12 protein-coding genes and 2 pseudogenes are annotated in these 13,526 nt (G+C 68.5%); 9 read left to right on the plus strand and 5 right to left on the minus strand.

Features of this window, described 5'->3' with window-relative positions; translation table 11 throughout:
• The first annotated feature begins 1 nt into the window (after position 1).
• The 8 genes and pseudogenes from AB0M29_RS10850 (at position 2) to AB0M29_RS10885 (ending at position 7,370) form a co-directional block, all read left to right on the plus strand.
• A complete protein-coding gene (locus tag AB0M29_RS10850) occupies positions 2-718 on the plus strand; it encodes a hypothetical protein (RefSeq protein ID WP_365381845.1) in 717 nt (238 codons plus the stop codon).
• Positions 719-880: 162 nt separating this feature from the next.
• Entirely contained in the window at positions 881-1,522 is a 642-nt protein-coding gene (locus AB0M29_RS10855) for a WhiB family transcriptional regulator (protein WP_365381847.1), read from the plus strand.
• Positions 1,519-3,066, plus strand: a complete 1,548-nt coding sequence (locus AB0M29_RS10860) for a hypothetical protein (RefSeq protein ID WP_365381849.1) — start codon at positions 1,519-1,521, stop codon at positions 3,064-3,066. The genes AB0M29_RS10855 and AB0M29_RS10860 overlap by 4 nt, the downstream gene beginning before the upstream one ends.
• Positions 3,066-3,257 carry a hypothetical protein gene (locus AB0M29_RS10865; protein ID WP_365381851.1) on the plus strand — a complete coding sequence of 64 codons (192 nt, stop codon included), beginning with the start codon at positions 3,066-3,068 and terminating at the stop codon, positions 3,255-3,257. Before AB0M29_RS10860 ends, AB0M29_RS10865 begins: the two co-directional genes overlap by 1 nt.
• 318 nt (positions 3,258-3,575) lie before the next feature.
• Positions 3,576-4,202 (plus strand): hypothetical protein, encoded by a 627-nt coding sequence (locus tag AB0M29_RS10870; RefSeq protein ID WP_365381852.1) that lies wholly within the window; start codon positions 3,576-3,578, stop codon positions 4,200-4,202.
• The gene (locus tag AB0M29_RS10875) at positions 4,199-5,932 is read left to right on the plus strand and encodes a relaxase/mobilization nuclease domain-containing protein (RefSeq protein WP_365381854.1); all 1,734 of its coding nucleotides are present in this window, start codon (positions 4,199-4,201) and stop codon (positions 5,930-5,932) included. Before AB0M29_RS10870 ends, AB0M29_RS10875 begins: the two co-directional genes overlap by 4 nt.
• A 172-nt stretch (positions 5,933-6,104) precedes the next feature.
• The gene (locus AB0M29_RS10880; protein ID WP_365381856.1) at positions 6,105-6,593 is read left to right on the plus strand and encodes a hypothetical protein; all 489 of its coding nucleotides are present in this window, start codon (positions 6,105-6,107) and stop codon (positions 6,591-6,593) included.
• An 81-nt stretch (positions 6,594-6,674) separates the two neighbouring features.
• Positions 6,675-7,370: pseudogene (locus AB0M29_RS10885) on the plus strand (hypothetical protein).
• A gap of 408 nt (positions 7,371-7,778) precedes the next feature.
• Here the strand turns inward: AB0M29_RS10885 and AB0M29_RS10890 are convergent.
• A pseudogene (locus AB0M29_RS10890) lies at positions 7,779-8,376 on the minus strand (transposase family protein).
• A gap of 593 nt (positions 8,377-8,969) precedes the next feature.
• Here AB0M29_RS10890 and AB0M29_RS10895 point away from each other — a divergent pair.
• Complete coding sequence (locus AB0M29_RS10895; RefSeq protein WP_365381858.1) at positions 8,970-10,844, plus strand: recombinase family protein; 1,875 nt, start codon at positions 8,970-8,972, stop codon at positions 10,842-10,844.
• A gap of 68 nt (positions 10,845-10,912) precedes the next feature.
• Here AB0M29_RS10895 and AB0M29_RS10900 read toward each other — a convergent pair whose 3' ends face one another.
• From AB0M29_RS10900 to AB0M29_RS10915, 4 genes are all read right to left on the minus strand, one after another.
• The gene (locus AB0M29_RS10900) at positions 10,913-11,722 is read right to left on the minus strand and encodes a DUF317 domain-containing protein (RefSeq protein ID WP_365381956.1); all 810 of its coding nucleotides are present in this window, start codon (positions 11,720-11,722) and stop codon (positions 10,913-10,915) included.
• A gap of 26 nt (positions 11,723-11,748) precedes the next feature.
• The gene (locus tag AB0M29_RS10905) at positions 11,749-12,039 is read right to left on the minus strand and encodes a hypothetical protein (RefSeq protein ID WP_365381859.1); all 291 of its coding nucleotides are present in this window, start codon (positions 12,037-12,039) and stop codon (positions 11,749-11,751) included.
• Between the two features lie 103 nt (positions 12,040-12,142).
• Positions 12,143-12,496: a DUF317 domain-containing protein gene (locus AB0M29_RS10910; protein ID WP_365381861.1), complete on the minus strand. Its 354-nt coding sequence runs from the start codon at positions 12,494-12,496 to the stop codon at positions 12,143-12,145.
• A gap of 392 nt (positions 12,497-12,888) precedes the next feature.
• Positions 12,889-13,458, minus strand: a complete 570-nt coding sequence (locus AB0M29_RS10915; RefSeq protein WP_365381863.1) for a hypothetical protein — start codon at positions 13,456-13,458, stop codon at positions 12,889-12,891.
• Positions 13,459-13,526: the final 68 nt, after the last annotated feature.

The raw sequence follows: 13,526 nt of genomic DNA on the forward strand, positions 1-13,526 counted from the left end.
CGTGGAGCGCCGCGAAATCGCCGCCCTGCTGGCCTACATCGGCAGGCTCGACCCCCGCACCATCCGCACCGACCAGGGCGAAGCACGCGACCAACTCGCCCAGTGGCACGAGCTGCTCGGCGACGTGCCGATGGCCACCCCGCACGGCTGGGACGTCCGCGTCGCCGCCCGCAAGCACATCCGCACCTCGCCCTACCAGATCCTGCCCGCGGACCTGGCCCGGCCTTGGGAGAGCTACCGGCGCGACCGCCTGGCGCGACACTGCGACCCGACGCCGTCCGTCGACCCGGACGACCAGGCCGCCTGGACCGCGGAGTTGGGCGGTACCCGCCTTGCCGTCTCCGCCGGTACCGCGCAGCCCGCGCAGGCCCGAGCGATCACCAGCGGTCGCGGCAGGGTCGACCCGAAGCTGGAGGCGCGGCTGCGGGAGATCGGCTCCTGTATACCTCCCGCCGCCCGAGCGGCCCTCGCGCCCTACCGGCCCGCCCGCGCGGCCCGGGAGGCCGCTGTCGCGCAAGGGCTACCCGACGCACTGAGCGTGCGGTGCGAATGGTGCCTGGCCCAGCCCGGCGAGCCGTGCCGTCGCCGGAGGGTCGGTCCCGACGGCGGAGCCCGCGGAACCGCCGCTCGCGCGACCCCGCACCCCGGCCGCCTCGACCTGGCCGCCGCCCAGCAGGCCCAACGCCCGGAACAGGCCCAGCAGTCTGCCTTCGCCTGACCGGCGTACCCGGCGCGTGCACCCCGTCCGCTGCACCGCCACCCGACCTCACCGTCCCGCACCGGCTGCCGCGCACGCCCAGCGCTGCAGCCGGCACTCGACGCCGCACCCCGCCGAGCACCATGCCCGCCGGTCGGCGCGGCAGCACATCGGAGACCCGCCTTGCGCCACATCACCACCCACGACGCGCCGGCCACCGGCCTGCGCGGCATCGCAGACACCAACTGGCACAGCGCCGGAGCGTGCCACGGCATGGACGTCGAGGACGCCGACGCGGTGTTTTTCCCGGGGCCGCGGGATCATGAGGAGATCGCGGAGGCGAAGGAGCTGTGCGGCTGGTGCCCCGTACGCCGCGAGTGCCTGGCCTTCGCCCTGGAGAACACGCTCAAAGAGGGTGTCTGGGGCGGTCTCACCGAGGCGGAGCGGCGCCCGCTGCACGACAATCTGCACCAGCGCCTGGACTACCGGCGCGTGACCGCTTTCTTCCAGGGGCGCGACGTGCACCTGACCGAAGCCGAGCGGCAAGTCGTCATCGACCACGCCTACGTCCGGGGCTGGCGGCCCGACCGGCTCGGCGCCGCCTTGCAGATCAGCCGCAAGCACGCCCGCGACCTGCTCCGGCAGGCCGCCAACAAGGTCCTTGACCGCGACCGCAACTACGGCGTGCCCCGCCCCGAGAAGAAGCGGAAGAAGACCTCCGAGGCCAACGGCACCCCGACGCCCACGACTCCCGGCGCCCAGAAGTCCGTAGGCCGCCCGGCGGCGTCGGCACCGGCGCACGCCCCTGTCGGAAAGGCAGCATGACCCACTCCGTCCTCGCCTTCGGTGCTACTTCGGACCTCCCTCTCCTCCTGGCCGCCGTCGTGTTCGCCGCCTTCGCGTTCGTACTGACCGCGTGGACCATCCGGCGAAGGGGAGCCCGCTCGCGGAATCGTCTCGGCGGGCCGGCGGTCAAGGTCGCCGCACTGGCCGCCGTGGGGTGCACCGCCTACAGCGCCGACACGAGCTGGCGCTTCGCCGCCGACTACCTCGACATGGCCGGCACCGCGGAGCGCGCCAGCATGTTCGCCGCCGCAGAACTCGCCCTGTTCGCGACCGCTCTGATGGCACGCCAGAACCTCGCCGTCCAAGGCGCCCCCGGCATGCCGGGCACCCTGGTCTGGGTGATCACCACAGTGCAGGTGATCCCCGCCTACGCCGAGAGCGGCCCCATCGGCGGCACAGTCCGCGCCTTCGTCGGACCGATCATGGCAGCCACACTGTGGCACCTGGCCATGGGCATCGAACTGCGCCTGCACACCCCCGACGCTGCCTCGAAGGGACTGATCGCCGTCCTGGGCCGGGAAGCCCGCGAACGGCTGCTGTCCCGCCTGGGCATCGCCGCGCGAGACCGCGACGCCGCACAGATCACCCGGGACCGGGCCACCGCCCGCGCGGTCACCCTCGCCGCCCGCCTCGCCGAGCGCACACCCGAGCAGCAGCGAAACCGTCGGGGCCGGCGGCTGACCCGACGCCTGTCGAAGGCGGTCGGCAGGGCCTCGGTCGGCACCGACCCCCTCCAGCGGGCACAGCTGCTCGACCAGCTCGCCGCTCGACGGCACGCGCTCGCACTCGCCTCGGTCCCGCTCCCTTCTCCCTGGTCCCCTGCGCGCAGCAGCGCATCGGCGGCCACGGTCCCCGCACAGCCGACATCGAAGGTGACGGTCCCCGCCTCCGGTCCCGACGTGCCGGTCCCGGACCGAGGACCGAGGACGCCTCCGGGACCGGTCCCCGAGCAGGCGGACTCACAAGCCCAAGCTGGCTCGGGGACCGGGGACGACGAAACGGGAATGCTCGCCCAGACCAAGCGGCCTGGAGGCAGCGCGGTCCCGGGGACCGGTCCTGCCGAACCAAGGACCGCAGCGCGAGAAGTAGCAGCCCAGTGCCCGGATTTCCATCGAGGACCGGACGCCGCGACGTCGGGGACCGAGAGCACCCGGGACCGCGGACCGGCCGCCACCGAGTCCGGGACCAAGACCACCCAGGACCGCGGGCACAAGGTCCCACTCCGCCGGAAGACCGCGCGGAAGTCCCAGACGAAGACCAGGGACAAGCGTGCCCGGTCCCGCTCTCCGCAGACCGAGCGCCCGGCACGCGAGCTGGGCGAGTCCGAGCGCCAGCTTGTCCAGGAGGTGCGCCCTCACGTTCCCGCCCTACTCGATCGGGACAGCAACGCAGCGATCACCCGGGTGCAGCTGCGCGAGATCATCCGCCGCCAGGGCCTGACCGGAGTCGGGAACGACCGGCTCGGCCTCGTCCTCCAGGAGCTGCGGAACGAGGGCATCACGACGACGAGGAGCACCGCCTGATGAAGACCTGCCACCAGTTCGACACCGTCCGCGTGGAGTACGAGCGAGAGATCGGCTTCATGCTCGCTCACTCCGAACGGCACGCAGGCAGGCCGGCGGCGAAGGCCAGCGCGAAGCAGGCTACCTCGGCAAAGCAGCGGATGGCCCGCGCGCTCAACAGCCACGTGGGGCGCTGCCCTGAGTGCGGCTGAACCGGCAAACCCCCAGCTCAAACCCCATGCCCGTAAGGGTGGCCCGGCTCCGCGCCGGGCCACCGCCCCGTTCAGGAGGTATGCCGTGGTTCCACGTCCACCTCGCTCTTCCGACCCCACCGTCGCCGAGGCCGTCGCCTGGGCGGAGGTCTTGGTCCGCCGACAACTCGTCCACGCTGTCGTCCGTACGCCGACCGGGCAGTGGCTCCTCCAGGACCAGCCCGACGGACCGGTCCACGTCCTGGCGAGCCCGGCCGATGTTCTCGCGCTGGCCGCAGCAATCCAGCAACGCACCCGCTCTGCGAGGCCCGAATCCCCATGACGAACCCCAGCAGGAACGGCACCACCCCGGAACCTGATCGCGACTCCAACTCGGTCTCGGGGCGAGCAAGTTGGGGCGGAAGCATAGCTTCCGCCGAACCCGCCCCCGAGGGGGCGGGAGAGGACCTGCACCGGGGGGCGCAGGTCCTCCGGGCTTCGACCGGGGGCGGATCGAAGCCGGGGCAGGAGGAGAAGCACACCGAGCCGCGCGCCCTCCGACAGCGCGCGCCACGCGCCCGTCAGCGACCACGTCAGCCGCCCGAAAACAAGCGACTGCGCCAGCCCGCCACACGATTCAACGAGGACGAGTACGCCCTGATCAAGTCCGCCGCCGCCCGATGCAATCTGTCCGTCGCCGGGTTTCTCGCCCGTTCAGCGCTCGCCGCCGCCCGCGACCTCGACCGCACCAGCGCCGAGATCCCCGACGAACGCGAAGTGATCACCGCCCTGTTCGACAGCCGGCGACGGCTCGGCTGGGCCGGCAGCAACCTCAACCAGGCCGTGAAGGCGCTCAACTCCGGGGCTGAGGCCGCTCACCTCGAAGCGGCCGTCGCCGCCGTGCGGCGTGCCGCCGACACCGCCCACGAAGCCGCCACACGATTGATCGAGCGCCACGGCTCATGATCCCCAGCGTGAACCCGTCCGGGTCGGACACCAGAGGGCTCCTGTACTACCTGTACGAGACCGGCAAGTACGAGGACCACACCGACCCCCACCTCGTCGCCTCCTTCGACGGCATGTCCCCCGACCCCGGCCGCGACCCGGACGCCACCCTCACCGACCTCCAGCGGCTTCTGGATCAGCCCGTGATGGCCCTCGACAAGCACGCCCGCCCGGCCAAGCACGTCTGGCACACCTCCGTACGCGCCGACCCGGGCGACAAGATCCTGTCCGACGAGGAGTGGGCCGGCATCGCCCGCCGCATCGTCGCGGCCACCGGCATCGATCCCGGCGACGGACAACCCGGCTGCCGCTGGGCCGCCGTACGCCACGCCGATGACCACATCCACATCGTCGCCACCCTCGTCACCGAGGACGGCCACCGCCCCGACGACTACCGCTCCGGCGCCCGCGCCCAGGCCGAAGCACGGCTCATCGAGAAGGAACTCGGCCTGCGCCAAGTCGCGCCCGGTGACGGCACCGCAGCCCAGCGGCCCACCAGCGCAGAACGGCACAAGGCCGAGCGGCAGCGCCGCGAGCGCACCGCCCGCGAGGAACTGCGCGAAACCGTACGCCGCGCGGTGAGCGGGGTGCGAAGCGACCAGGAGTTCTTCGACCGGCTCGCCGCCGCCGGCCTCCTGATCCGCAGGCGTGTCGCGCCCTCCGGCGACCTCCTCGGGTACAAGGTCGCCCTGGCCGACGACCTGAACAAGGACGGCGAGCCAGTGTTCTACCCCGGCGCGCGCCTGGCCCCCGACCTCTCACTGCCCCGCATCCGCGAGCGCTGGACCGCAGACACCCCGGCATCCCGGCAAGCGGAAGCAATCCTGACGCAGCCGGGCAGTCCGGCCACCGCGCGCCGCAGAGCGGCATCGACCGCGTGGCAGACCATCCTCGTCATCGAGCACGGCGAGGACGCCGTCGCCGCCGCCCACATCGCCGCGGCCGGCGAGGTCCTGGACGCCCTCGCGAAGACCTCCGCCGCCCACACCCGCCGCGAACTGCGCAACGCCGCAACGGCTTTCGAACGGGCCTCACGCTCTCACATCCACGCCGTACGTGGACACGATCGAGCCCTGCGGCAGGCCGCCCGCGACCTCGTCCAAGGCGGCCCGGCCCTCGGCCGCGGAGAGGACGGCGCCACCACGGCCATGGCGATCGACATGCTGTTCTTCCTCATCACCGCCACCGCGCACTGGCACACCAGAAAGGGACACGCCCAACAAGCCGAGGCCGCCACCCGGGCCGCCGAACACCTGCGCACCGCCTACCAGGCCGCCGCCGCCCAACCCCTCGGCGTCCTCCACCAGCACGGCCGGCGCATGAACCGACCGATGCTCCAGCGCCAGACCGCACTGCTGCGCGAGGCCCTGCCAGAACTTGCCGAACAGATCCTCGCCGAACCCGGCTGGTACGCCCTCGCCGCCACCGTCGCGGAAGCCGAAGCCGCCGGCCACGACCCTGCCGCTCTCCTGTCCGACGCAGCCGAACGGCGCGAGCTCGGCACCGCGGACTCCGTCAGCGACGTGCTCGTGTGGCGGATGCGACGGACGGCCGACCTGCCCTCCGACGCCTCCCGCCTGTCCGAGACCAGCACCGCAGGGAACCGGTCCGCGACACGCGTGACAACCACCATGCCCTCCGCGCCCGGCAGACAGCACAGCGGCGAGGACACCTCGGCCCAGAGTCGGTAAGGCCGCCGAACGTGTGATTGGGCGCACCGTGGCAACGCCGCCGCGCGCACCGAGACACGCACCGCGCCCAACTCGTCATCTGGGCAGCCGAGAAGCCGATTCCCTGCTGAACCTAGCCGGAGGGGACTGTGGACATCGTGAATTGAAACCGGCGGGGGCGTGGGGCACGATCATGAAGCGCGCAGGACGAGGTCACGAGGTAGAGGAGGACGCCAGGGTGTTTCATCGGATACGCCGCCAGGCCAAGGAGCCGACCGAAGCTCTGAGTCAGTTCGCCGCGCTGCACGCGCAGTTGCAGGGCCAGGTCCCGCCCGGCTTCGGAGTGCCAGCCCCTGCACCGGAGCCCTTCGCGCCGGCCGTCGTCATGGATGACTTCCTTCCGCCGGAACTGCGCGTGCCGAGCCATGATCAGGTTGGCGGCAAGATGATGCCCTGGTCGCAGCCCCTCGTCCTCGACGGCGAGATGGTCGCCTGTACCGAGTGCGGCGCGTACCGGGACTGGCTCATCCTCTCCACCCGCGGCGAGATCTGGCTGCGCTGCCGGGCAGGCCACCAGCAGCACGAGACCCGCATCGACACTGCCTGGTACAACCGGCACTCCGGGCCGGCGGACGCGACGCACGCCACGTTCGAGGACTGCCTGCGCCACCTCGGACACTGACCACCACTCCTCTACGATCCCACCGGGCCCCCGGGCCCGCACTGACCACCCGTCGCCTAGCACCAAGGGGTCAGTTCCGCCATGCGTGTACGCGTCGCCACCACCGCTCTCGGCATCACCGCCACCCTCCTCATCCTGCCCGCTTGCTCCACCGACCCCACCGGGAAGCAGCACAGGACCCCCTCGGCTGCCCGGGCGAGAAGGCCGTCCGGCGGCGTCCAGGAGCCGGGTGTGCTCTCCTCGGCCGCGCTCAAGTCCCGCCTGCTCGACCCGAGCGACCTCGGCAGCGGCTACCTGCCCAAGGCGGAGCTTCCGGCCCGGCACGACGACGTGACCGTCCTCGGCTGCCCGGCCTTGAGCGAACTGGGCGGCGACGCCGCGACCGGCGCCACGCTCACCTTCCCGCACGAGGCGAAGGCGGACTTCACCTACGGCGGCACCTCCTCGGAGATCTCCGAGGAGCTGTACAGCGACAGCGCAAAGATTCTCTCCGACAACATCGGCCGGATCTTCAACGCCATGACCGGCTGCCCGACCTATCAGATCGTCACTGGCGGCGCCCCGGTCGACATCGCCTCGCAGAAGCTGACCGCACCCCACGCCGACGGTGATCAGCAGTGGAGCCAGCTCCTGACGTTCACCGCAGCAGGGTGAAGCAGCGTGGTCAAGCAGACCGCGATCCGCGACGGCAACCTGTTGGTGATCATCTCCGGCTCCCCGGGCCTCGTCGACCGCCACCTTGATGAGGCCCTCGCCAAGGCTACGGCGACAAACTGACGGCGGGATCCGTGCGCGCCGGTCACCACCGCGCGGCCGGGGCTTCGACGGACCGCGGCACGCGAGTTACATGTCCCGCCTGATACGCAGTGTGGCGCATGTGCGTCGGTTGGCCGACGTCGCCGGCATGCACGAAGCCCGGCCCCGTTACGGGAGGCCGGGCTTCGCCCGTACTCAGCGACGTGGGCCGGGCCGCGGACGCCATTCCCGCTTACAACGGTTAACACATGAGGTGGACCGCTCCTGGTTGCCTTGTCTGGGGCAGGAGTTGAGCGTTCTGTGCGGTGCGAGGACGTCGCCGTGGATCGTGACAGATGAGCTGTGGGATCACATGAAGCCGCTGTTGCGGTAGCGGTGATTCCACCAGACCCTGGGCACGTCAGAGCCTTCACCGAACCCGGAAAGGTTCTATGTGCTGCGTGGGATCTTGTACGTCCGGGATCCACCGGGCCCATTTCGGCGTTGCCTCTCCGGGGTGAGGGCGGCCTTGGGGATGACGGTCATGTGGGTGGATCTGATCCCGGTTCTGCGGAAGATCTGCCAGGACTTCAACCGTGCCATGCCACAGACGACGGAGTCGAGGCCACGGTTGGCGGTGCGATGAGTGGGAGTGAGTTCTCCGCGCGGTGGTCGTTTCAGTCTGGTGGCGGCGCATTGGTAGGCGCGGTCGGCAAGGATCGGGACGCCCTGCGGCTGGCAGATCAGGTGATGAGATGGGTGCGGGCCGCAGTCAGGTCGTGGGCGAGGCCGGATAGTGTGGGTGAAATCCACAGCACGGCACCGACCAAGTCGGTGACGACCCGACGTTTGAGCCGTACGACGGTGCTCGGCCGAGTAGTAGGCCGCGGTTGTCGCCGACGCGGTCGCACACGGCGAGGGAGCCGTCGAGCTGGACAAAACCCAGGTCACGCTGTCGGGGTGGCGGCAGTTGCGCCAGACCAACCGGCGCGTCCTGGTGCAGTGGGGGTATGCAGCGTCGGTCACCCTGGCGGGTGACGATGAGCATTGTTGCCTACTCGACCAGGCTGTGAGGTACGTCGAGGGCAGCAAGATAGGGAACCAAGGCAGCTCCTGTGCTGATGGGGTGACACGTCGAACACCGCTCTCCATGGCACCGGAGCTTCGTGCGTTACGGCCTTCCGTCACCCGATCGGTGGCCACCCTGAAATGGCTCACTGAGCGAGATGGGCCCGGTAAATGTTGCTGACGCCCCGTTCATGAGTCGGCGCCGGAACCCGCTCACGTCACTCGAAAGAGAGCGCGCTCGTCTGAATCTCCCCGGATTCCCTTGGGCAGAACACACCCAGAATCTGCCATCGGAAAACCTGAAGCAACGGCGAGGCCAGATGAGGCATTTGGAGAGACGACCGCAAATCGACCAGCACGATGGCGATCAAGAGTTTCAACCGCACGGGAGAGAACTTGAGCCGAGGAGACTATCCGTGACCATCGGCCAAGGGCCCACGCGATATACGAGCGGGCATGAAGGCATGCACCTACGTCATGATATTGCTTGTGTAATCCGCGACCTGTTGGAGTGGGCCAGGGCGCAACAGGGATCAACGATCGATCCTGGTTCGGGAAAAGGAAACAGCTAGCATGGAAAAAACGGGTGCGGGCGCATTGGCGGACGAGGGGGACGCGCCGCAGGCTCAGGCTGACGTTCTCAGGGCGCCTTCCGGGCGCTCGCAACACGGTCAGATACTATCTGACCTGGCCGTCTCCCCCTTCGCGATGTCGTTACCGCTTCTCCATGAGCCAGTGCGAGTGGCATGGATTGGTCGCACATCCACCGAGGATCAGCAAGATCCGCGTAACTCGTTGATGCGCCAATTGGACCGGTGCAAGGGTGTCCTTCCTGAATCCTGGCTGCTGGCCTGCCACTTCTACGACGTGGAGTCCGGGAGGATGCAACTAGAGAAGCGGGGGCAGAAGGAAGGTTACGAACGATACGACATTCCGATCTCACGCGACGGAGGGATCTCGGATCTGCTTGCGGAGGCGCGGAGCCCTCACCGTCGTTTCGACGTAGTCATCTGCGAGAGCACTTCGCGTGTAGCCCGCGGCATGCTTGAAAATCTGTCAATCGAGAGGAGATTGGAACAGGCTGGAGTCCGGCTGTTCGCCTGGAACGAGCCGATCAAGATCGACGGTGGAAGAGCACAGCAAATCCTGCAGCGTCGTATCAACCAGTCCGTCGCAGAATATGAGGTCTACAACTCGCTGGAAACAGCCTGGGGTGGACTGTGTGCGCACGTCAGAGAAGGCTGGAACATTGGGAAACCTCCGTACGGCTATACGGCCAAGATCTACCGTAGGCCCAATCCAGTGAGGGCCCGACGCGGAGCCGCCAAAACACGCCTCGAACCGGACGGACTTAAAGCGCAAACCGTTACGCAGATCGCGCACTGGAGATACTACGAGCGCCTCGGGTACGGTGCCATCGCCGACCGCCTGAACGCAGAGCCTGCTCGGTTCCCTCCACCCGAACCGCCAGGCGGCTTGCGCGCCCGGGGCGTGTGGGGCAAGTCGGCCGTGTACGAGATCCTCCGCAACCCGAAGTACACCGGGTTCCAGGTCTTCAACCGCCGAGCTACGCACTCCGGGAGCGGCAAGGTGAACGACCCAGCTATGTGGGTCTGGTCTCCCTATCCCGTTCATGAACCACTGATTCCGAAGTGGATGTTTGACGAAATCGCCTCACGCCGGCGCCACCGACCGGCTGCGGACAGCGACACCCGTCCCAACGACCGTCCAGTCCAACGGGCTTACGTGCTACGAGGCATGGTGGTATGCCCTTGTGGTCGACGCCTTCATGGCAATCAGCGCCATGGAGTGACCTACTACGTCTGCTGGCCCAAGGGCAACAATCGTGGCCGACCCGACGCCTACGCCCCACACCCCAAAACCCGCTACATCAGCGAGACCGACCTCATGAAGGCGGCAACAGCCTTCTACGCCGAGCATGTTCTTGCTGCCCACCGCTGGCAACCACTCGCCGCCGACCTGGCGCTCCTTGATGACAGAGCGCTTCAAGACCGGCAAGAGGAAAGGGAGCGGTGTCAGCGCGCGCTGGACGCCATCACTCGGAGACAGGAGAACATCCGCGTGCAGTCGCAGCACCTTCCGGCGACGGACCCCTACACGCGTGGATTGCGGGATGATTACAATGATCTTGAGCGCTGCAAGCAAGCCAGCGTCGCAGCCCTTGCCCACCTGGAGACAGCCAGGGAAAGCGAAATCGAACAGGGCAGCATTCACAGAGCAAACCTTGTGGCCGCGATCCCCTATCTGGCCAGGAATCTGGCAGCCGCACCCGAAGCGCTGCTTCGCCGACTCTTCGAACTGACGTCCTTGCAGTTTCAGCTCAGCGGGGACGGCAGTACGCCATCGGTATCCGGTGTGCTCCCCGCTGGCTACGAACTGCCCCGCTCATCGCTGATTCCCAATGGCGTTTGTCAAGGGCTTCAGTGACGCTTGGTGATCATTCGAGCAAGCAAGAACCTACGAGAGGGTACGGGGAGTACGGACCTATTTGAGCACTAAGTAGCCTGGGTGCGCAGGAGGCGTTCCCGGGTGGCCTCGGGCAGTACCCGCCGCAGGACCGGTGCGGTCGAGCTGAGGGAGGCCGCGAAGGCGGCGACGAGATCGTGCGGGGCACTGGCAGCGAATGAGGCCGCCCACAGGCACGGTGCGCCGAGCGCGGGCTCGGCCCATGCCTGCCATCCAGTCAGCCCCGCCTCGTCGGCCTCGGAGGACAGGGCACGCGAGTCGGAGTCCTGGATGAGGGGCGGAACCTCGCCGAGGCTGATGTGCGAGGTGAATGTCGGGTCCGTCGCTGCTACCTGGGGCTGGTCGATGTCGCGGAACCATCCATGGGCGGCGACAGCGTCGAGGACCAGCTCGGCTCCGGCAAGCGGCACGGCAGGCTGGTCGCTTGCGTCGAGCGCGACGAGGAAGTCGACCACCGCCTCGCCTGGGACATCGCGGGTGAAGTAGGACGACCACTGGGCAATCGGGCTGCTCGCCTCGGCCCGGGCGGAGATTTGCCACGCGATCGGCAGCTCGCCCAGGTGAAACGGCTCGTCCGCCAAGCCCCATTGGGCCCAGCGCAGAGCGTCGGGGCTGATGTGCAGGACGGTGCTGCGCAGGACCTGGTGGTCCTCAGGTGTCTCGTCCCGCTCGCGCCGTCCCCGGACGATCGTCAGGCTCGTCCAGCCCAGGCTGGCGAGCACGTCGGCGACGACGTCGTAGAGGCGCCCATCGTCACCAGCCAGGTGCCGGGGGCCGACCCAGAACGCGGGAAGGCCGCCGCCCGGGGTGGACGAGTCGGGCGGGTCATCGGGGTACAGGGCGCCTCCAAGGGCTCGGTGCGTATCTATTTGCCGCCGGTGCGGCGGCGGGGGCGGCGCGGGGGTGCCTGGACGGGGCCCTGCCACGTCAGCACGGTGGCGACCGCCGGTGGCAGGTGGCCGAGCTGTGCGTCCGGGTCCGACCCTTCGGCGAGGTAGACGACGGTCCGGCCGGTCTCGTCGACCGACTGCAGGACCTGCGCCAAGCGATGGGCCATCGGGAAGAACGGGTTCATGGCCTGGCGGACGCTAGCGTTCGGGTCGCAGGCGGACAGCAGGTCGATTAGATCGCCGACGGTCATCTCCGGGGATGTCACGAACAGCCTCCTGGGGGCTCGGGTGAAGGGCTACGTGGGAGCGGGCGGCCGTTCGGACGGCCAGCTTGCTGACTGGGGCCTCAGCCTCTTGGTGTCCGCGCTGTCAGAGACGGCGAGAGGTCTCCAGCACGCGTGCTACCGCGGCGGCGACGATGTCGGCTGGCGTCTCAATGTCGAACGACACGTGGTAGCCGGGCACCTTGGCGGTGCCGGTGACCGAGATCTTCCATCCCTCGCCGTCCGTGCCCGGACGCCCGAGCGGGAACCAGCCGAGGTAGAACCGGCCGTCCTTGCTGCTGACGTGTACGTCTGCGCGGTCATCGACGACCAGGTGGAAGTCCTCCGCGGAGAACTGGTCCATGACCAGCGTGGGCTGGCCGGGGCCGAGCTGCCACTCGCGCAGTCGCAGTGCTTCGACGGTGGTGGAGAAACCGGGGCCCGCAGGGGCTACGGTCACGGGCAATCACCTCTCTGACCTGGGATTTCTTGCAAGGTCGTTTACGTTGACATGCCCTCGCACTCGTTGGCCAGTCTTTCTGTGTTCTTTCCTGTCTGCCCCCGGCGAACTTGCGTCCATTGGCGGTGAACTCAGCCCGCCGGAACTCGACCTGCGGCGGCAAACTTTGCTTTCGAGGTGGCGATATGGCATGTGTTTCTGCGTTCAGCCCTGTGGCCTGCGGCGACTGAGTTGGATGGCAGGGGTGGCGGTTGGGCTGAGTTTGATGTCGGCGGACAGCTCGTCCCTGGACAACGTATCGAGGTTCACCTTTCTCGCGCCGAGGTCGGTGCCGGACTGCGGGGCAAGTGCGTGCTCTGGTGAGCGCTCTGTCGCCGAGCGCCGCACTCCGTTTACAGTTGGCGGCGCCACAAGGGCAGCCAGGCTCCCCGGGCCGGCGCTTCATGGGCACCGACGTTGAGAGCGGATCTGGCCGCCTTCAAGAACAGGTTGTGCTGGCCGTGGTAGGCACCGGACAATCTGGTTCGAGCCGCCATCTGTTGGCCCCGGTCTCTTCGTACCGTGCCGAGCCGGACTGGTTCTGGGGCATGGTCGTACAGGAGAGACTGCTGAAGCGCAGTGGCCATGTCGACTAGGTCCGTTGGAGCGCGAAGTTCGAGTGCGGCGAAGGCCCGCTTCAACGGTTGCGGTTCCAGGTCCCGGGCCCGGCGCTCCATCTCGTCCCAGCGTTCGTTGAACGCGTCCTCGTACATGGCTTGATAGTCCTGGTAGACCTGCTCCGCCTGGAGGAGGAACTCTGCGCAGAGCGAGGGCAGGAGTTCTCTGATCCATGGGGCATCGGCTTGGTAGCGGGCTGCACTGGCCTGACTGCGTCCGGCTATGACTGCAGCACCGGCGCCCAGGAGAGCTCCGCCGAACGCCGCTCCCGCAGCGATCAGGCCGAGCAGGAACTCGCTGTTCAAACGCCCTCCAACTCGTCATGAGAACCGGGAAGTTACCACGGATGACCATGCTGATCATTTGGGTTTCG

It is taken from the genome of Streptomyces sp. NPDC051976 (assembly GCF_040680795.1).
In the GTDB taxonomy this organism is placed as follows: Bacteria; Actinomycetota; Actinomycetes; order Streptomycetales; family Streptomycetaceae; genus Actinacidiphila.

What these genes read in the sequence shown, in the direction of transcription:
- AB0M29_RS10865 (WP_365381851.1), top strand. Translation starts at nt 3,066, where the DNA reads ATGAAGACCTGCCACCAGTTCGACACCGTCCGCGTGGAGTACGAGCGA.
- AB0M29_RS10875 (WP_365381854.1), top strand. Translation starts at nt 4,199, where the DNA reads ATGATCCCCAGCGTGAACCCGTCCGGGTCGGACACCAGAGGGCTCCTG.
- AB0M29_RS10880 (WP_365381856.1), top strand. Translation starts at nt 6,105, where the DNA reads ATGAAGCGCGCAGGACGAGGTCACGAGGTAGAGGAGGACGCCAGGGTG.
- AB0M29_RS10895 (WP_365381858.1), top strand. Translation starts at nt 8,970, where the DNA reads ATGGAAAAAACGGGTGCGGGCGCATTGGCGGACGAGGGGGACGCGCCG.
- AB0M29_RS10870 (WP_365381852.1), top strand. Translation starts at nt 3,576, where the DNA reads ATGACGAACCCCAGCAGGAACGGCACCACCCCGGAACCTGATCGCGAC.
- AB0M29_RS10860 (WP_365381849.1), top strand. Translation starts at nt 1,519, where the DNA reads ATGACCCACTCCGTCCTCGCCTTCGGTGCTACTTCGGACCTCCCTCTC.